A 19,037-nucleotide genomic window follows, 5' to 3' on the forward strand; every position below is an offset into this window, starting at 1 on the left:
GAATTGCTCAACGGTGGTTAGAGCCCCGAGAGGGCGAAAAGGTTTACCGCAGGCTCGCCGCGACCGGTGCGGCCGGGATCGGCAGCACGGCCTCCACGACCGTCCCGCCTCCGGGGGCCGCCGCGATCACGCAGGTACCGCCCAGCTCGGCGGCCCGCTCGCGCATGGAGAGCAGTCCGACCCCCGAACGCGGTCCCGAGGGCAGCCCGCCCCCGTCGTCCTGGACGCGTACCACCAGCGACTCCCCGCGCCGCAGCGAGATCACCGCGGAGCTGGCCTTCGCGTGCTTGCGGACGTTGGTGAGCCCCTCCTGCGCGATGCGGTACGCGGCCACCTCGGCCGCCGCGGGCAGATCGGACAGGTCGCCCTCGATCTCCACCGCGACCCGCGGCGTGCCCTCCTGCGCCAGGGCCCGTACGGCCCCCGCCAGGCCGAGTTCGTCGAGGGTGGGCGGGCGCAGGCCGTACACCAGTTCCCTGATCTCCTCGCTGACCGCGTCCATCCCGCCGCGCAGTTCGAGCAGGAGCCTGTCCGCCGAGGCGGGGGCGGTGCGCAGGCTGATCCTGGCCATGTTGATCGACATGGCCATGTCGGTCAGCGCGTGGCCGAGCCCGTCGTGCAGGTCCCGGCGCAGGCGGCGGCGCTCCTCCTCGCGGGCGGTGAGGATGCGCTCCCGGGAACGCTGCAGGTCGGCGGTCATCCGCACGGCGTGCGCCACATCGGCGACGTACGGGACGGCGGCCGCGACCAGGCGGCCGTTGTGCGCGGCGGCGAACCTGCGGGGGCCGGGGGAGCCGAGGAGCAGCCGCCCGACCGGCTCGCCGTGCCAGACCAGCGGCACCCCGCGCGGCGCCGGGCCCAGCAGGCCGACCTGCACCTGCCTGGCGCCGGGCTCGTAGACCTCGACGGCGACGCCGGTGACGCTCAGCCAGTCCTTGACCACGGCGGCGACGGCGGCGAGCGCGTTGGCCGGCTCGGTCTCGCGGACCTCCCTGGCCAGGCGTGCGGCGAGTGCCCGCGGGTCGCCGCGCGTGCCGTACATGAGCCGGTCGACCACCCTCCTGAGCCGGTGCCGCAGCGGGCGGAAGACAATCCCGGCGAGCAGGGCCGCCACCAGGCCGCCGATCCGGTCGTACCCCGACAGGGCGAGCCCGGCGACCGCGCCGACCGCGTAGATGACGCTGACCGCGGCGATCAGCCCGGCGGCGACGAAGGCGCGGCTGATCACAGTGTCGATGCCGTAGAGCCGGTAGCGCAGCACCGAGAAGACGATGGCCACCGGGATCAGCCCGGTCCAGATCGTGCCGGCCAGCCACCAGGCCGGTCCGGCGAGGAGGAAGGCGACGTAGACGGCGAACGCGAAGACCGGCCAGGCGATCTGGCGGCGCAGTTCGGGGCCGGCCCGGCGGAAGCGCAGCACCATGGACACCAGTGCCAGGACCGCGAGGACCGAGATCAGGGAGACGGCCACCTCTCGCGCCGCCAGGTTGTACGGGGCGAGGAAGTCCACCGCGAGCGGGTTGGGGACGACCCGCGGCCAGGGATAGACCGCCGGGTCGGGGTCCGGGCGGGTGAGGTTCAGCAGCAGGTTCGCCAGGAACACGACCACGCCGACCGCGACCAGCGGCCGCCACCGCCGCGAGGGCAGCCGCCCGTCGGGGGAGTACAGCGGGACCAGGATCGCCAGCAGGAAGCCGCCGACCCCCTTCCCCGTGACCATGCTCAGGCGGAGGTACCCGGCCGACTCCATGTCGCCCGCCGCGGCGAAGGTGAACATCACCGCCTCGGAGAACGCGTTGACCGCGCACATCAGGCCGCCCACGCACATCAGCCACGCCGTGGCCGGACGCGCGCGGTGGGCCAGCAGGAAGGCGCCCACCACCGGGAACGTCAGTCCCGCGGCGAGGTCGGGCGTGGCCGGCTGCTCCGGCCCCCACTCGGGCGGCAGGTCGACGCGCAGCACGAGGCCGACCACGGTGAGCCCCACCGAGAGGACCGCCATCGTGACGGCGGCGAGCCGCCGCGGGGAGCGCAGCAGCCCGCGGACGAGCGAGGTGACGGGCCAGGAGGGGGCGTCCTCGGTCACGGTGACCGCGTCGACGACCCGCCTGGGCACGCCACCGGTGCCGTCGAGCACCCGGCCGCGTCCGCGTGGCCGCTGGGACACGGCTATCTGCCCACGTCGCCGGGGTTGACCAGCCCGGACTCGTACGCGGTGACGACGAGCTGGGCCCGGTCGAACAGCCCGAGGTGGTCGAGCAGCTTGACCACCGACCGCGAGACCGACCGCTCGGGGACCGCCAAGGTCGCCGCGATCTGCCGGTTGGTCAGTCCCCGGGCGACGAGCTTCATCAGGTCGAGTTCCGCGTCGCCGAGACCGGCGAGGCCGGGCGGCGCCGACGGGTCGGTGCGCCCGGCGAAGGCCGCGATCAGGCGGGTGGTGACGGCGGGGTCGATCAGCGCGTCACCGGCCTGCGCGGCCCGCATCGCGGTGATGAGCTGCTCGGGCGCCGACGTCTTGAGGACGAACCCGCTCACCCCGGCCCGCAGCGCCGCGTAGAGGTTGTCGTCGGTGCCGAACGTGGTCATCATGACGACCTTCGGCGGCGCCGCGTCGGCCAGGATCCTGCGCGCGGCGGTCAGCCCGTCCAGCCTGGGCATCTGGATGTCCATCAGCACCAGGTCGGGGGAGGTCTCCCTGACGACCGTGATCGCCTGCTCGCCGTTCTCGGCCTCCCCGACGAGCTCGAAGCCGGGTTCGCTGTCCAGCACCACGCGCAGGCCGGTGCGGACCAGCGCCTGGTCGTCCACCACCACGACCCGCAGCCCCGGCAGCGTCCGCTCCTCGGTGGACGTCGTGCGCGCCGGCGGTTCCGCGGGCGGGTGGAGGTGCACGGCCTGGGCCAGCATGTCGGACTCCAGGCGTTGCAGGGTGGCGCCCAGGTCGAGGCCGAGCTCGTCGCGGAGCATCACCCTGGCGCGCCGGAGCGCTCCCAGCGCGTCCCCCTGCCTGCCGTTGCGGTACAGGGCCAGCGCGAGCAGCCGCCAGGCCTCCTCCCGCAGCGGGTGGGCCGAGGCGTGCGCCTCCAGGTCGGCGACCAGGGCGCCGGAGTGCCCCAGCAGGAGCCCCGCGTCGGCCCGGCGCTCGACCGCGATCAGCCGCAGCTCCTCCAGCCTGCCCGCCTCGCTCACCGCCCACGGCAGGTCGGAGAACTCGGCCAGGGCCGGGCCGCGCCAGAGCGCGAGGGCGGCGTCCAGGCGTTCCCACACCTTGGCGGGCTCGCCGCTCGTCTTGACCGCGTTCTCGAAACTCCAGGTGTCGACCTGGCCGGGCGAGGCGCGCAGGGCGTACCCGGGCGGAGCGGAGACCAGGACCTCGGCCTCCTCCCGCGGCGCGCGACGGGGTTCCAGTGCGCGCCGCAGCCGCGACACGTATCCCTGGATGGTCGACAGGGCCTGGGCGGGAGGCTCGCCTGGCCACAGCTCGTCGATGAGCATGGTCACCGGGACGGCGCGGCCACCGGCGACGAGGAGCCGGGCCAGCACCGCCATCTGGCGCTGGCCGCCGAGGTCGAGGGGTATCTCACCATGACGGGCCTGGAACGGGCCTAAAGCACGAAATGTCAGCATTGCAGGCGCAAGGGTAGGGCTACCTGGACCAACGTCATAGGGCAATACTCACCATCGTTCGCGAGCCGTAAGAAATCATCGGTGGTCAGATCTCCACATTCAACTTCACCGGGAGCATCGCCTCGACCACGGTGCCCCCCTCGGGGGGCGTGGTGATCACGCATGTCCCGCCCAGTTCGGCGGCGCGCTCGCGCATCGACGCGAGCCCGACCCCCGAGCGGCGCCCGGAAGGGACGCCGACCCCGTCGTCGCTCACCCGGATGCTCAGGTCGTCCTCGCCCCGCTCCAGCGACACCCGCACCGTCGCGGCGGCCCCGGCGTGCTTGCGCGCGTTGGTCAGCGCCTCCTGCGCGATCCGGTACGCGGCGACCTCGGTCGCCGCGGGCAGGCCCGGCAGCTCGCCCCTGACCTCCACGGCGACGCCGGGGCCCGCCATCTCCGCCACGGCCCCGGCCAGCCCGAGGTCGTCCAGCGCGGGCGGCCGCAGCCCGTACACCAGGTGCCTGATGTCACTGGTGACGCCGTCCATTCCGGAGCGTAGCTCACCGAGCATGCGTTCGGCCGTCTCGGGGGAGGCCCGCAGGGAGAGCCTGGCCGCGTTGATGGACATCGCCATCCCGCTGAGCGACTGGCCGAGACCGTCGTGCAGGTCGCGGCGGAGGCGGCGGCGCTCCTCCTCGCGGGTGGTGACGATCCGTTCCCGGGAGCGCCGCAGCGCGCCGACCAGCCGGACCGCGTGGGCGGCGTCGGCCACGTACGGCGTGAGCGCGGTGATGACCCGCTCGTTGTGCGCGGCCGGCAGGCGCCGGGCCCCGGGAGGGCCGATGAGCAGGCGGCCGACGGGCTCGCCGTGCCAGACCAGCCGGATGTCGCGCGTCACCTCCTCCAGCGTCCCCACCGTCGACTCCTCGGGCCAGCCGCCCTGGAAGCGCACGCCCGTACCGGTGACCGCCAGGCCGTCGCGCAGCACCTCCAGGGCCGCGGCGAGCCCTCCCTCGGGGTCGGTGCGCTGGAGCCTGCGCCCGAGCTCGGCGGCGAGCGCCACCGGGTCGCCCCTGCCTCCGTACAGGAGGCGGTCGGCGCCGCGCTGGAGCACCCGCCGCATCGGGTGGAAGAACGCCCCCGCGCAGAGGGCGGCGACCAGGCCGCCGATCCGGTCCACGTCCGACAGGAACAGGCTGGAGGCGGTGCCCACCGCCACGTACACCCCGCCGATCACGCCGACCAGGCCCGCGCCGACCAGCGTCCTGGTGATGAGCGTGTCGATCCCGTAGAGGCGGTGCCGCAGGACCGAGAAGGTGATCGCGATCGGGACCAGCGGGATCGTGAACGACGCCAGCCACCACACCGGGTTGCCCACCACCCAGGGGACGATGACGGTGGCGATCGCGGCCAGCGTCCAGACGATCTGCCCGCGCTCCTCGCGACCGGCCCGCCGGAACCGCGCGGCCATCGAGGCGAAGGCGAGGATCATCATCGCGTTGGTGAGCATGTCCAGCGAGAACCGCAGGGGGTGGGGGGCGCTCGCGTACCGCTGCCCGGCGAGGGGCATCAGGTCCGTGACGAGCACGTCGGCCGCGAGGACGGCGACGGAGCCCCAGACCAGTGCCCGCCAGCGCGGGGACGGCGGTTTCCCGTCCGGATAGAGCAGCGGCAGCAGCACGGCCAGGAAGAGGATGGTCAGCTTCCAGCTCACCCCGGCGACCGTCCGGACCACCTCGGGCAGGACCATCCACTCCCGCGCGGTGTCCAGGAGCGCGAGGTTCACCGTGAGGCTGTTCAAGGCGGAGCACAGCCCGCCCAGGCAGAGCAGCCAGCCGATGACCAGCCGGGGCCGGTGGAACACCAGCAGCGCCCCCAGGACGGGGAACGCGGCACCGGCCACGTCCTCGGGCGCGAACGGCAGCGGCGTGTAGAAGGGTTGCGGGAGCTGCGCCGTGACCCAGATGTTGACGCACTCCATCGCCACGGACGCGGCGGCGACGAGCACCGCCGTGACCCGCAGCTGGACGGGCGTCAGCCTCGGGATCCCCCGGTACAGCCCGCGCATGATGATTTTGGCCCTTCATTTTGTGCTTAAAGGGACCTTAACCGGCGCAGACCGCAATTCAATCAACGAGTGATCAACGCTGGTTGGATCCCGCACGGGCCTCGGAGCCGGTCCGGCCGTCCGATCGTCCGGGCTTCGCCGTGTCGCCGTGTCGCCGTGTCCCGGGGCCGGGTCCGGGTCCGGCCACCTGAGCCGCGCGGGCACGTTCGCCGCGCCCCGGAGCCGGTCCGCCCATCGGGGCCCGCCGCGCCGCGCGCCGCGACCCCCACCCGGGCGGGTCCGCGCGGGTGGGGGCGGCCGGTCACGGGGTCACGGGGTCACGGTACGTCGTACCGGCTGGACTCCAGGAGCCATTCCAGCTGGGCCCTCGGCGCGGTGAGGAAGGCGCACGCGACCTTGCTGACGTCTCTGGCCTGGCCCGTCGAGAACCCGAACCGGTCGAACAGCGCGGGCAGCCGCCGCGCGGAGGTCCGCAGGTCCTCGGCGCGGGCGGCGATCCGGTCGTTCACCCAGGCGACGGCTCCGGTGTCGGAGAGCCCGAACGCGGTCGCGGCGACCGTCACGTAGTTGTGCACGTCGCCGTTGGCCCGTTCCTTGTGGTGCGAGGCGACGTCGTTGCACCAGGCGGTGACGTCGTTGCAGGCGTCCACCAGCGTCCGCCAGGTCGTGCTCTCGCGCAGTCCCGCGGGCACCTCCACCCCCAGGCAGGGCTCCACCAGGTCGAACAGGTAGGGGCCGGCGGTGCCGCGCCGCAGCCGCGGGTACTCCGCGGGGGAGGGCACGCGGCCCGCGCAGCGGTTCTCGGCCTCGGTACGGCAGGCCTCGCCCTGCGCCGCCAGCCCCGCCAGGAACCGGTGCCGCCACCGGGGGCTCATCCGCCCGGCGGTGGCCCTCCAGAGGTCGCCGAAGGCCAGCTCGACGGGCGAGGAGGCGAGGGCGGGCGCGCGCGCGACGAGGCCGAGCCGCGCGAAGGTGGCCTCGACGATCTCGGCCGCGCGCCCGGCGGGCTTCTCGTCCCACTCGTCGTCGAAGTGGAACAGCCAGGTCAGCCATTTGGCGAACAGCAGCGCCGACTCCACGCCGAACCCGCAGAAGGCACGGCCCGCCATCCGCTCGAACCCGGCGCCGGCGGGAGGTTCGAGCCCGACCTCGCGGGCCCAGACGGCCAGCTCGGCGCCGACCAGGTCGACCGAGGGGTGCATCGGGCACGGCGCCGACATCACCGGCACGAGCTCGGTGAGGGGCAGCAGCAGCGCCGCGGCCACTCCCGAGGGCCGCGGCGGCTCCGGGCAGCCCGGTGTTCCGGCGGGCGCGGCGGACGAGGGGAGCGAGGGGGACGAGGGGGAAAGGGAGAGTGACATCGAGTGCGGCAAGGGCTGTGGGTGGGGTCGGGAACGGGTGAGGGGGTCGCCGAAGGTCGGGGTGCGGGCCACTACAGCGGACCGAACAGCCAGTTGCCGGCCGCTTCCGGATCGGCGCTCGTGTAGAACTGCCGGGTCGCCTCCACCAGCTCGCCCACGGACACGACGCCGTCGCCGTCGCCGTCGAGCCGCTCGAAGGTGGCCCGCACGTCCTCGCGCGGGGTGCCGAACGCGGCCATCATGGTCCAGAACTCGTCCGGCCCCACGGCCCCGTCGCCGTCGGTGTCGCACAGGCCGGCCACCGCCTCGGCGGCGGGCGCGAACACCGCGTCGAAGCGGTCGCCCTCGATGAACGCGGAGGTCATGCCCGCGCGGAACTCCTCGGACGAGATGGCGCCGTCACCGTCGGTGTCGATCTCCGCGGCGAGGGTCCGCCAGATCCCCTCGAAGCCCTGGGCGAGCCTGTGGCCGGCCGGGGAGGTCGGCGACTCGCCGAAGCCGACGAGGATCCGGGCGCCGAGGCCGAGAAGGTCCTCGCGCTCGATCGATCCGCTGCCGTCGACGTCCATGTGCCCGAAGGCACGGTCGAGCTTGTGATTGAGGAGCATGCTGCTCATCGTTACTCCAGCATTACGTGTTGACATCAAACCGTTACCCTAGGTGACGATAGCGGGGTGTTTCCAGGAGCCGCTCCAGGTAAGCCCGGGGGATGGTCAAGAAAGCGCATGCCACCCGCGTCACCTCGCGGGAGGCGGCGAAGCCCAGACCGTGCCGCTCGGTGAGCGCGGGGATCGCGCGGGCGGCCGTCCACAGCTCCTCCACGCGGGTGGCGACCCTGTCGATCTTCCCTTCTTCCGCCTCCGGATTGGAGCGTTCCAAAAAAATGGTGCCCTCATGGCCGTGTCCGGCCACCGCCTCCTCGCACCAGGCGGCCACGTCGCCGCTCGCCTCGACGAGCGCCCGCCACCGCGGGCTCCGCCGTACCGGGGCCGGCACCTCCACCCCCAGGCACGGCTCCACCAGGTCGAACAGGTAGCGGCCGAAGGCGTCCCCGTACGGCTCCGTGTGATCGCCGGGATCGCCGGCCGAGGGCGTCCCGGCCGAGGTGGGCCCGGCCGAGGGCGTCCCGGAGCCTCCCCCGGGGGAGGCTCCGGGGGAGAGGTCCGCGGGTGTCTCGCGGGGGCGGGGCGGAGGCGCTCCGGGGGAGAGGGATGTGCCGGGGGAGAAAGGTGGAGGTGTTACGGGAGGGAGGGCCGTGGGGGTCCCACGCGGGAGGAGCGCCTCGCGCTGGGCGGCCAGCCCGGCCGTGAACCGCTCGCGCCACGCGCCGCTCATCCCCGGCGCGCACGCCGTCCAGAGGCCGGAGAAGGCCCGCTCCAGCGGTGCCGGGCCCGGCTCGCCGCCCTCGGCCACGGCGAGGACCGGGGTGAGGGCCTCGGGGGTCCGGCGCAGGCGCGACATCCAGGTCAGCCAGCGGGCCAGCGCCGTGACCTCACCGGTTTCGCAACGGGCGAAAGCCCGCCCGGCCAGCCGGGAGGCGGCCGGATCGGGGTCCAGCCCGGCCGCGCGCGCCCAGTCGGCCACCGCGGCCTCGACCAGGTGTATCGACGGATGGACGGGGCAGGGCATCGCCAGCGCCGCGAGGCGTTCGGTGAGCCTGGCCGGTGGCGAGGTCGCGTGCGGTGGTCGGTGAACTTCGGTACGCGTCATCGTTCCCCCCGGATCGGACTTCCAGCGGCTCCGGTCGCACACTGTAGGAGGAGAGGGGGGTCGGCACGCGGAGGCGCGACGGTCCGGATGCCACATCTCACCGTTCTTCCTCGTAACGTGTGCGAAACACTGAGAGGGCAAACTGGGAGACCACTAGGCGTGTTGCGGCACGCCGGCAATGAAGGAGAAGCCTTGGACCGCCAGCAGGAGTTCGTTCTCCGCACCCTTGAGGAGCGCGACATCCGGTTCATCCGGCTGTGGTTCACCGATGTGCTCGGGTTCCTGAAGTCGGTGGCCATCGCCCCGGCCGAACTCGAAGGGGCCTTCGCCGAGGGCATCGGCTTCGACGGCTCGGCCATCGAGGGCTTCGCCCGGGTCTACGAGTCGGACATGCTCGCCAAGCCCGACCCGTCGACCTTCCAGATCCTTCCCTGGCGCAGCGAGACGCCGGGCGCGGCCCGGATGTTCTGCGACATCCTCATGCCGGACGGCTCGCCCTCGCACGCCGACCCCCGCTGGGTGCTCAAGCGCACCCTGGCGAAGGCCTCCGACATGGGCTTCAGCTTCTACACCCACCCGGAGATCGAGTTCTTCCTGCTGAAGAACCGGCCGGAGGGCAACGAGCGGCCCGAGCCCATCGACGGCGGCGGCTACTTCGACCACACCCCGCACAGCTCGGGACACGACTTCCGGCGTAACGCGATCATGATGCTGGAGTCGATGGGCATCTCCGTCGAGTACAGCCACCACGAGGGCGGCCCCGGCCAGCAGGAGATCGACCTGCGCTACGCCGACGCGCTCACCACCGCCGACAACATCATGACCTTCCGGCTGGTCATGAAGGAGGTCGCGCTGGAGCAGGGCATCTGGGCGAGCTTCATGCCCAAGCCCTTCACCGAGCACCCCGGCTCCGGCATGCACACCCACATGTCGCTCTTCGAGGGTGACCGCAACGCCTTCTACGAGCCCGGTGCCGACTACCAGCTCTCCAAGATCGGCCGTTCCTTCATCGGCGGCCTGCTCACGCACGCCGCCGAGATCACGGCGGTCTGCAACCAGTGGGTCAACTCCTACAAGCGGCTGTGGGGCGGCGCCGAGGCGATCGCCGGAGCGGGCGGCGAGGCCCCGAGCTACATCTCCTGGGGCCACAACAACCGCTCCGCCCTGGTCCGGGTGCCGATGTACAAGCCGCACAAGGGTGGCTCGACCCGCATCGAGTTCCGCTCGCTCGACTCCTCCTGCAACCCGTACCTCGCCTTCGCCGTGATCCTCGCGGCCGGGCTGAAGGGCATCGAGGAGGGGTACGAGATGCCCCCCGGCGCCGAGGACGACGTGTGGGCGCTGACCTCGGCCGAGCGCAGGGCGCTGGGCATCCAGCCGCTGCCCCAGTCGCTGGACGAGGCCATCGCGGTCATGGAGCGCAGCGAGCTCGTCGCCGAGACCCTCGGCGAGCACGTCTTCGACTACTTCCTGCGCAACAAGCGCTCCGAGTGGAACGAGTACCGCAGGCAGGTCACCGAGTTCGAGCTGGGCCGCTACCTGCCGGTCCTCTAGCCGCGGCAGGCCGTCGTCGCGGCCGTGGCCGGGCCTGGCCGAGAGCGCGCGGGCGCGGGCGGGGCTCGGGCAAGGGCAGACAGGGGCTGGCAGGCGCGGGCAGGCATGGACACGGCGGGCATCCGGGGCGCCCGCCGTGTCCATGAGGTCCATGAGGCCCATGAGGCCCATGAGGTCCATGGGCCTGGCACCGGTGCGCGCCGTCGTACGGGCGGCGGGCGGTCGTGGTGCCGGGTTTCCGTGATCAGGGTCCGCCGACCGGGGCCGGTGAGGCCGGGGTCTCACGGGTCTCGTGGGTCTTGTGGGTCTTGTGGTGAGAAGTCGCCCGGCGAGGTACTCCGGGATCGCTCCTCGAACGTCATACCGGCGTTACCCGCAGCTAATGAGGACGTCATCGATCCCGAGTTGGCTGTATGTACAAGCAGTCCGATAAAATCGGTCAGTCCAAATAACGTGATTTCCGAGGATTGATCGCCATAAAGGCGACAGGAGGTGCGGCATGACGACGACGTCCGAGCTGCAGACCGTGCTGACCGTTCCGGCGCGTTTCCGTGGGCCCGAGGGCTCCGCGAACGGCGGCTGGATCGCGGGCACGGTCTCGGAGGCGTTGCACGGCGCCCGGCACGACTCGGCCGTCGAGGTCACGCTTCACGCACCCACGCCACTGGACACCGAGCTTTCCCTGTGCCATCTCGCCAACACCGCGACCCTCACCCACGGTGACAAGCTCCTCGTCGAGGCCATCACGGTCGCCGAGGAGTTCGGCGTCCCGGACTTCGTGCCCTTCAACGAGGCCGCGAAGGCCGAGGGCGGCTTCGTCGGCCTGGTCGGCCACGCCTTCCCCGGCTGCTTCGCGTGCGGCCTGCGCGGCCCCGGCGACGGCCTGCGGATCTTCCCCGGCCCGGTGCCCGGCACCGACCTGATCGCCGCGGGCTGGCGGGTCCCGATGACCATCACCGACGCGGACGGCAGCGTCCCCGACGCGATCCTCTGGGCCGCCCTCGACTGCCCCACCGGCTGGGCGCACTTCGGGCCCGGCGAGTTCGCCCTGCTCGGCCGCCTGACCGTGCGGATCCACCGCCGGATCTACCCCGGCGGCACCTACTCCGTCGTCGCCCGCGCCGCCGGCCGCGAGGGCCGCAAGCTCTTCGGCGAGAGCGCCGTCTACGAGACCGACGGAACCCTGGTCGCCGCCGCCAAGGCCACCTGGATCACTCCCGCCCGGCCCGCCTGACCGGCGCTCCGTCTCCGGTCCCGCCGCTCCTCACCGCCCTGCGCCTCTCACCGGTCCTGCCGCCTCTCGCCCGGTTCCGCGACCGGCGCCGGGTGACTCCTTCCCGGGTTCCGTACGACCTCTCGGGCGGCGGTCCGGCGCCGGGCCGCCGCCCGAGGCTCACCGGGAGTCACCGGGAGAGATGCCCGGCGACCAGTGAGGCGGGGCGGTCCCCGAAGAGGATCGTGTAGTGGTTGCAGTCGTCGAGCAACTCGTCCTCCAGTGCGGGCAGCCGCCTGGTCCAGGCGGCGGTCAGCTCGTCGGGCAGCATGCCGACCGGCTGGTTCAGCAGTCCCCGCGGGGCGCGCAGCAGCGACAGGGGTGAGGTGATCGCGCGCAGAGCGGCGCCGACCGCCTCGCCCTCGGTGAGCATCCACCGGCCGTCCTCGCGGACCGGTTCGCGCCGCGCCCGCGAGCGCACCGCCCCCTCCGGCCCCCGCGCGTCGTAGCGGACGTACTCCTCCACGTCCTCGGTCCACGCCTCGGCGAAGGCGGGGTGGGCCCTGAAGAAGTCCAGGTACGCGTCGACGCTCGGGAAGGTCTGGTCCAGCCGGGCGAGGGCCGGGCCGAGTGTGGCCTCCAGGACCGCGTCGGGGTCGGCGCCGGGAGGCACCGGCAGCGGGAGCCCGCCGTCGATCAGCACCACCCTGGCGTAGTCGTGTCCCGCGGCGGCGAGGGCCGCGACGTAGGCGCCCATCGAGTGACCGGTGAGCACGGCGCCGGACCCGGCGCCCACGGACCGGGCCACGAGGTTCACGTCCTCGGCGTGCCTGGCCAGGCCGTACGGGCCGGGGAGTTCGGCGCTGTGGCCGCGGCCCCGCAGGTCCATCGCGACCAGTGACCACTCGGCGGGGAGCCTGCGGGCGACGCCGGCCCAGGCCATGAGCGAGGCGGTGATGCCGTGCACCGCCACGATCACGCGGGGGCCGGCCCCGAACCTGGCGACGCGCAGCGTGCCGCCGGGGACCTCGACATCACTCAGGACGGGGTTCATCGGTTCTCCTCGAACAGGGAGTTCCGCCTTCGGTCCGGGCGGGGCCGGGGTGTTCGGGCGGGGCTTTCAGGGGGGCTGGGGTGTTCAGGGTGGCCGGGGTACCCGGGGTACCCGGGGTGGCCGGGGTGGTGCGGGGTGGCCGGGACAAAGGTGGCGGGCGCTCGTGCCCGAGGTCAATGTCCGCGGCCGACATGACGCGCGGCGGTTCTGGGTGTCCTTCAAGCTGTGACCGTCTTGTGCCTGTATAAGACCATAATTGCCGTATGAGGATTACCGTCATCGAGCACGAGGCCGACGCGGGACTCGGATTCCTCGCCGGATGGCTGTCCGGGGCCGGCGCCGTCTGCGAGGTCGTCCGGCCCTACCTGGGTGAGGCCGTGCCCGAGCGGGCCGCCGCAGGGCTGATCGTTCTCGGCGGCGAGGCGGCGGCCTGGGAGGACGAGCGGTGTTCCTGGCTGCCGGCCACCCGCGACCTGATCCGCGTCTGTGTCGAGGAGGGCGTGCCGACCCTGGGGATCTGCCTGGGGGCCCAGCTCATGGCGCTCGCCTGCGGCGGTGCCGTCGGGCGCGGCGAGCACGGGCTGGAGGTCGGGATCACCGAGGTCGTCCCGCTGCCCGCGGCCGGAGCGGACCGGCTGTTCGCCGGCCTCGGTCCTTCCCCCGCCGTGCAGTACCACCGCGACGCGATCACGGAGCTCCCCCCGGGCGCGGTGCCGCTGGCCACCGGGGACCCGTACCCCAACCAGGCCTACCGGCTGGGGGAGAACGCCTGGGCGGTGCAGTTCCACCCCGAGGCCACCCCCGATATCTTCGTCGGCTGGACGGCCGGCTCGGCCGACGCCCTGACCGGCCTGGGCCACTCGGTCGAGGAGCTCAACGCGCAGGTGAAGGCGGACGAGGACGGCCTGGTGGCCGCGTGGAAGCCTCTCGCCGAGCGTTTCGCCGCCGCCGTCATCGCCGTCCAAACCGCGTGACCGCGCGATTACGTTCCGAATCCGCTAACGACGCCGCACAGTTTCAGGATTAGCCTGTGCGGCGACGCTCCGAAAGCCCGAGACGCGGGCCAGGGAGGGGATCCGGAGGCGAGTCGCGCCGATCCCGCCCACCCGCCGGAGGAACCGAGGCCCATGCGACCCCGGGGAGCGTGCACCTTTGATCGCTCGGGGTAGGGATTGAGGAAGGGCACCCGTGCTTGTGATCGAGGACCATGGAGGGTCGGTGGAAACCGTGCCTCGGATGCAGACGACCGCCGGGCGCCTGGCGAGGCTCGGCTTCGCCGACGGCGCCAGGGCCGAGCGGCTGCTCGACGAACTGGGTCCCGAGGCCGTCGGTGACCTCGACCTGCTGAGCTCGCTGGTCGCCGCGGCCGACCCCGACCTGGCGCTCACCTCGCTGAACCGGCTGGCCGAGCAGGATCCCAGCGTTCTTGGAGCGCTCCGGGCCGACCCCGGCCTGCGTGAGCGGCTGATCGGCGTCTTCGGCGTCAGCGCCGCGCTCGGCGACCACGTCGTCAGGCACCCGGACCACTGGCGCCTGCTCGGCGGCTCGGCGGCCGTGGAGCGCCCGACCCAGGGGGAGCTCCGCGCGGAGCTGCTGCTCGCGGTCGGCGCCGAGCCGGACGAGCCCGAGCCGAGGGCCGCCGACGCCTCCACCGCCACCCTGTCGGCGCTGCGCGCCGCCTACCGGGGCCGCCTGCTCCACCTCGCCGCCCGCGACGTCACCGGGGTCGTCTCGCTGTCCGGGGTGACCGCCGAGCTGTCCGACCTGGCCGGGGCCGCGCTGGAGGCGGGGCTCGCCATCGCCAGGTCCGAGCACCCGGAGGCGGGGGCGGTGCGGCTCGCCGTCATCGGCATGGGCAAGTGCGGGGCGCGCGAGCTCAACTACATCAGCGACGTCGATGTCATCTTCGTGGCCGAGCCGCGCGAGGGGGCCGACGACTCCCTCGACGAGCACGCGGCCATCAAGCTCGCCACCCGGCTCGCCCAGGGCATGATGCGCGCCTGCTCGACCAGCACCCCCGAGGGCGCGCTGTGGGAGGTCGACGCGGCGTTGCGTCCCGAGGGCAAGGCCGGGCCGCTGGTCCGCACCCTCGCCAGCCACCTCGCCTACTACCGGCGCTGGGCCAAGACCTGGGAGTTCCAGGCCCTGCTGAAGGCGAGGCCGGTCGCGGGCGACGCCGAGCTCGGCCAGCAGTACGTCGCCGCGATGAACGAGATGGTCTGGCAGGCCGCCACCCGCGACAGGTTCGTCGAGGACGTCCAGGCCATGCGCCGCCGGGTGGAGGCCCACGTCCGCAGCGGCGAGGCCGACCGCCAGCTGAAGCTCGGGCCCGGCGGGCTGCGCGACATCGAGTTCGCGGTGCAGCTGCTCCAGCTCGTCCACGGCCGCCTCGACCCGCTGCTGCGACGGCGCGCCACGCTCCCCGCGCTCGGCGCCCTCTCCCGGGGCGGCTACGTGGGCAGGGACGACGCCAAGGCCCTCGCCGAGGCGTACACCTTCCTGCGCCAGGTCGAGCACCTGATCCAGCTGCACCGGCTGCGCCGCACGCACGTGGTGCCCGAGGGCAACGCCGACCTGCGCCGCCTCGGCCGGAGCCTGGGCATGACCGCCGACCCGGTGGGGGAGTTCACCACCAGGTGGCGGCGGCACGCCATGGAGGCGAGGCGCCTGCACGAGAAGCTGTTCTACCGGCCGTTGCTGCAGGCCGTGGCCCGGCTGCCCGAGTCGGAGGACCGGCTCTCCACGGCCGCCGCCAAGGCCCGCCTGGAGGCGCTCGGCTACGCCGACCCCGGCGGGGCGCTGCGTCACATCAGCGCGCTGACCAGCGGAGTCTCCCGGCGTGCCGCGATCCAGCGGACCCTGCTGCCGGTGATGCTCGGCTGGTTCGCCGACGCGCCCGACCCCGACGCCGGACTGCTCGGCTTCCGCCAGGTCTCCGACAAGCTCGGATCCACCCCCTGGTACCTGCGGCTGCTCCGCGACGAGACCGCCGTCGCGTCGCGCCTGGCCAGAATGCTCGGTACCAGCCGCTACGTGACAGGTCTGCTGATGAACGCTCCCGAGGCGGTCGCGATGCTCGGCTCGGACACCGAACTCGCCCCCAGGCCCGTCGAGACGCTGCTGTCCGAGGCGCGGACCGTGGTCGCCCGCCACCCCGGGGACGCCGAGGGCGCGGTGGCCGCCGTCCGGGCGTTGCGCCGCAGGGAGCTGCTCCGCACGGCCGTCGCCGACCTCTCCGGCATCATCGGCATCGAGGAGGTCGGCCAGACGCTGTCCAACCTCAACGACGTGACGATCCAGGCCGCGCTCGACGCCGCCATCGACAAGGTCGAGATGGAGCGCCGCACCCCGCTGGGCACGAGGTTCGCGGTGATCGCGATGGGCCGCCTGGGCGGGATCGAGTCCTCGTACGGCAGCGACGCCGACGTGATGTTCGTGCACTCGCCGCTGGAGGGCGTGCCGGAGCGGCAGGCCACCGAGACGGCGTTCGAGGTGGCCAACGAGCTGCGACGGCTGCTCGCCCTGCCCGCCCCCGACCCGCCGCTGCTCATCGACCCCGGCCTGCGCCCCGAGGGCAAGGCGGGGCCGCTGGTCCGCACCCTGGCCTCCTACGCCGCCTACTACGAGCGGTGGTCGTCGCCGTGGGAGTCGCAGGCGCTGCTGCGCGCCCGCTTCTCCGCGGGGGACGCCGAGCTCGGCGTCGGGCTGCTGCACCTGGCCGACCCGCTGCGCTACCCCGAGGAGGGCATCTCCGACGCGGCCGTGCTGGAGATCCGCAGGCTCAAGGCCCGGATGGAGGCCGAACGCCTTCCGCGCGGCGCCGATCCCGCGCTGCACACCAAGCTCGGCCCCGGCGGGCTGTCCGACGTGGAGTGGGTGGCCCAGCTCATCCAGCTCCGCCACGCGGGGGCACGTCCGGCGCTGCGGACCACCCGCACCCTGGAGGCGCTGAGCGCGGCGGTCACGGAGGGCCTGCTGTCGGAGGCCGACGAGGCCGTGCTCGCCGAGGCGTGGCGGTTCGCCTCGCGCATCCGCGACGCCATCGTCGCGGTCAGGGGCCGCGCCTCCGACGCGATCCCGGTGGACGCCCGCGAGCGCACGCTCATCGCCCGCGCCCTCGGCTACCCGCCCGAGGGTACGGAGGACTTCGTGGACGACTACCGCCGCGCCACCCGGCGCGCCCGCCGGGTCGTGGAGCGCGTCTTCTACGAGGACTGACGCGAGAGCCGAGCCGCCCGGCCTCCGTCGGGTCGCGAGGATTCCGCGGGTCACGAAAACCGACCTGTTTTGGTGATCGCGTTGCGCCGCCGGGGGCGTGCGTGTATCAACGGTCCCGGGTGATCCATTTGATATCCGTTTACATCGACCTGGCCATCGGCCTGATCCTGGCCTTCCTGCTCCTGTCGCTCCTGGTGAGCGGGATCAACGAGGCCTTCGTCCGGCTGCTCGGGATCCGCAGCAAGTTCCTGTGGGCCTACCTCAGGGACACCCTGGACGGCTCCGAGGACGGCAGGTCGTGGATCCCGTCGAAGATAGCCGACGTCTTCGCGAAGCTGCCCTTCTCCAGGGACGACCCGCGCCCGGCGCACAGCCCCGACCCCGCGCCCGCGGTGGTCGAGCCGATGCGGGTCGACCCCGCCGCGGTCCAGGCCTCCGAGGAGGCGAGGGAGAGGGTCTCGGAGGAGATCGCCGAGGGGATCGCCCCGGAGGCCGCCGAGGGGGCGGATCCCGCCGGTTCCCCGGACGCGAGCACCGGTGGCTCTTCCGGCTCCTCCGGTTCTCAGCCGGGCGGCGGGCCCGCCTCCGGGGAGCCGGTGGGGGCGCCCGCGCCGCAGGTCGACATGACCGCGCGGCTGTACGAGCGGCTCCAGGAGATCGACCACCCCAAGGGCGCCCGTACCAGCATCGCCAACATCCCGCCCGAGCGGTTCTCCGGCGCCGTGATGGAGCTGGTCGCCGCCGAGGAGGGCGGGATCGACGGCCTGCTCGCCAAGCTGGAGGCGATCAACAGCCCTCTCGCCGGTCACCTCAAGGGCGTCTGGGAGGGCGCCCAGCGGGACCTGCCGAGGTTCCGCAAGGGCGTCGAGGACTGGTTCAACGGGGAGATGCAGCGCCTGTCCACGCTCTACGCCCGCTACGTCAAGTGGGTGGTCTTCGCGCTGGGCGTGGTGCTGACGCTGGCGTTCAGCATGGACGCGCTGGAGTACGGCAAGACCCTGCTGCGCGACAACGCCTACCGCGCGGGGGTGAGCGCCATCGCGGGCGGTGGCGGGGACGGGTACGCCGCGCTGAAGGACAAGTGCGCCGGCGGCGAGATCGGCCTCGCCGAGCCGTACCAGTGCGTGACCGAGTCCCTCAGCTCCCCGGCGCTGGTCAAGATCTTCGATCACGCGATCGTGAGCGTCACGATCCCGCCCGACGGCTCCGCCGATCCGTCCTTCCACTGGAACGGCGGAGCCTGGTGGGACCGGCTCATCACTCCCGGGCACTGGCCCGGCTACCTGCTCACCATGGTCGCGCTGCTGTTCGGCGCCTCGTTCTGGTGGGACGTCCTGCGCCGCCTCACCGGTGTCCGGGGCGACCGCTCCTAGTCCCGCTCACCGGTGTCCCGGATGATCGCTCCTAGCGGAGCTCCCCCAGGAGCAGGTCCACCTGGGGGAGCGGGTCCGGTCCGTGCGGGCGGACCACGACCGTGCGGGCACCCGCCTCCCACAGGGACCTCACCTGGTCGGCGGCCTCCTCGGGAGAGCCCACCGCCATCACGACCTCCTCCGGGGCGATCTTCAGGAACCCGGCGGTGCCCTCGGCCAGGGCGGTGACCACCGTGGGGTCGTCGCCGAGGTAGAGGTTCACGAAGACCACCATCTCGTGATCGCCCTCGCCGGTCAGCTTCAGGGCGTCCTCGATCTGCCGGGGGCCGACCCCCTCGGGCAGGATCGTGCCCTGCGCCACCCGTCCCGACAGCTCCAGCGAGCGGGGCCGCACCACCCCGGCCAGCAGCGGCGGCACGACGGCGGGGGGATGCACCAGGCTCACCCCGTCGAGCCGTACGGCCCTGCCCTGGAGGGTGACCGTCTCGCCGCGCAGCAGCCCCCGTACCGCCGTGATCGTCTCCTCCAGCAGCGCGAGCGGCGAGGGGGCGAGGGCGCCCACCTGGCGCATCCAGTCCTGGACGCCGTGCCCGATCCCGGCCGCGAGCCTGCCCGGGTGCAGCCTGGCCAGGTTGCCCAGCTCCATGGCGAGCAGGGCGGGGTTGCGCAGCGGTGCCGGGGTGATCCCGATGCCCACCCGGAGGCGCTCGGTGACGGCGAGCGCGGTGGCCGCTGACGAGATCGCCCCGGTCCAGCCGAGATCCTCCACCACCCAGACGTCGTCCACCTCGGCCGCGTCCAGATGGCGGCAGAAGGGGACGAGTGACTCGGGGGGAAGGTCACGGTCGAACATGACGCCCAGGCGCATATCTCT

13 protein-coding genes are annotated in these 19,037 nt (G+C 73.2%); 5 read left to right on the forward strand and 8 right to left on the reverse strand.

Features of this window, described 5'->3' with window-relative positions; all coding sequences use genetic code 11:
* Nucleotides 1-43 precede the first annotated feature (43 nt).
* The 6 genes from ACFFRH_RS01165 to ACFFRH_RS01190 form a co-directional block, all read right to left on the reverse strand.
* Nucleotides 44-2,167: a sensor histidine kinase gene (locus ACFFRH_RS01165; protein WP_344743323.1), complete on the reverse strand. Its 2,124-nt coding sequence runs from the start codon at nt 2,165-2,167 to the stop codon at nt 44-46.
* 2 nt (nt 2,168-2,169) lie between these two features.
* Nucleotides 2,170-3,630 (reverse strand): BTAD domain-containing putative transcriptional regulator, encoded by a 1,461-nt coding sequence (locus ACFFRH_RS01170; RefSeq protein ID WP_344743324.1) that lies wholly within the window; start codon nt 3,628-3,630, stop codon nt 2,170-2,172.
* Nucleotides 3,631-3,715: 85 nt separating this feature from the next.
* Nucleotides 3,716-5,680, reverse strand: a complete 1,965-nt coding sequence (locus ACFFRH_RS01175; protein WP_386153334.1) for a sensor histidine kinase — start codon at nt 5,678-5,680, stop codon at nt 3,716-3,718.
* 317 nt (nt 5,681-5,997) lie between these two features.
* Nucleotides 5,998-7,041, reverse strand: coding sequence for a terpene synthase family protein (locus ACFFRH_RS01180; protein WP_344743330.1), 1,044 nt, complete (start codon nt 7,039-7,041; stop codon nt 5,998-6,000).
* A 71-nt stretch (nt 7,042-7,112) separates the two neighbouring features.
* Nucleotides 7,113-7,658, reverse strand: coding sequence for an EF-hand domain-containing protein (locus ACFFRH_RS01185; protein WP_344743331.1), 546 nt, complete (start codon nt 7,656-7,658; stop codon nt 7,113-7,115).
* A gap of 34 nt (nt 7,659-7,692) precedes the next feature.
* A complete protein-coding gene (locus tag ACFFRH_RS01190; RefSeq protein ID WP_344743332.1) occupies nt 7,693-8,751 on the reverse strand; it encodes a terpene synthase family protein in 1,059 nt (352 codons plus the stop codon).
* A 192-nt stretch (nt 8,752-8,943) separates the two neighbouring features.
* Between ACFFRH_RS01190 and glnA2 the strand changes: the two genes are divergently transcribed.
* On the forward strand, nt 8,944-10,305 hold the full coding sequence (gene glnA2, locus ACFFRH_RS01195) for a gamma-glutamylpolyamine synthetase GlnA2 (protein WP_344743333.1): 1,362 nt from the start codon (nt 8,944-8,946) through the stop codon (nt 10,303-10,305).
* Between the two features lie 499 nt (nt 10,306-10,804).
* Nucleotides 10,805-11,539: a PaaI family thioesterase gene (locus ACFFRH_RS01200; RefSeq protein ID WP_344743334.1), complete on the forward strand. Its 735-nt coding sequence runs from the start codon at nt 10,805-10,807 to the stop codon at nt 11,537-11,539.
* A 169-nt stretch (nt 11,540-11,708) separates the two neighbouring features.
* Here ACFFRH_RS01200 and ACFFRH_RS01205 read toward each other — a convergent pair whose 3' ends face one another.
* The gene (locus ACFFRH_RS01205; protein ID WP_344743335.1) at nt 11,709-12,572 is read right to left on the reverse strand and encodes an alpha/beta hydrolase; all 864 of its coding nucleotides are present in this window, start codon (nt 12,570-12,572) and stop codon (nt 11,709-11,711) included.
* A 263-nt stretch (nt 12,573-12,835) separates the two neighbouring features.
* Here ACFFRH_RS01205 and ACFFRH_RS01210 point away from each other — a divergent pair, with 263 nt between their 5' ends.
* The 3 genes from ACFFRH_RS01210 to ACFFRH_RS01220 all read left to right on the forward strand — a co-directional run bounded on the left by ACFFRH_RS01210 (nt 12,836) and on the right by ACFFRH_RS01220 (nt 18,163).
* Nucleotides 12,836-13,546 (forward strand): type 1 glutamine amidotransferase, encoded by a 711-nt coding sequence (locus ACFFRH_RS01210; RefSeq protein WP_344743336.1) that lies wholly within the window; start codon nt 12,836-12,838, stop codon nt 13,544-13,546.
* 262 nt (nt 13,547-13,808) lie between these two features.
* Nucleotides 13,809-16,790, forward strand: a complete 2,982-nt coding sequence (locus ACFFRH_RS01215) for a bifunctional [glutamine synthetase] adenylyltransferase/[glutamine synthetase]-adenylyl-L-tyrosine phosphorylase (protein WP_344743344.1) — start codon at nt 13,809-13,811, stop codon at nt 16,788-16,790.
* 119 nt (nt 16,791-16,909) lie between these two features.
* Complete coding sequence (locus ACFFRH_RS01220) at nt 16,910-18,163, forward strand: hypothetical protein (protein WP_344743337.1); 1,254 nt, start codon at nt 16,910-16,912, stop codon at nt 18,161-18,163.
* A 31-nt stretch (nt 18,164-18,194) separates the two neighbouring features.
* Here the strand turns inward: ACFFRH_RS01220 and ACFFRH_RS01225 are convergent, their stop codons facing one another.
* Nucleotides 18,195-19,031 (reverse strand): LLM class flavin-dependent oxidoreductase, encoded by an 837-nt coding sequence (locus ACFFRH_RS01225; protein ID WP_344743338.1) that lies wholly within the window; start codon nt 19,029-19,031, stop codon nt 18,195-18,197.
* Nucleotides 19,032-19,037 lie beyond the last annotated feature (6 nt).

Origin of the sequence: Streptosporangium vulgare (assembly GCF_042428775.1) — a bacterium.
Classification (GTDB): domain Bacteria; phylum Actinomycetota; class Actinomycetes; order Streptosporangiales; family Streptosporangiaceae; genus Streptosporangium; species Streptosporangium vulgare.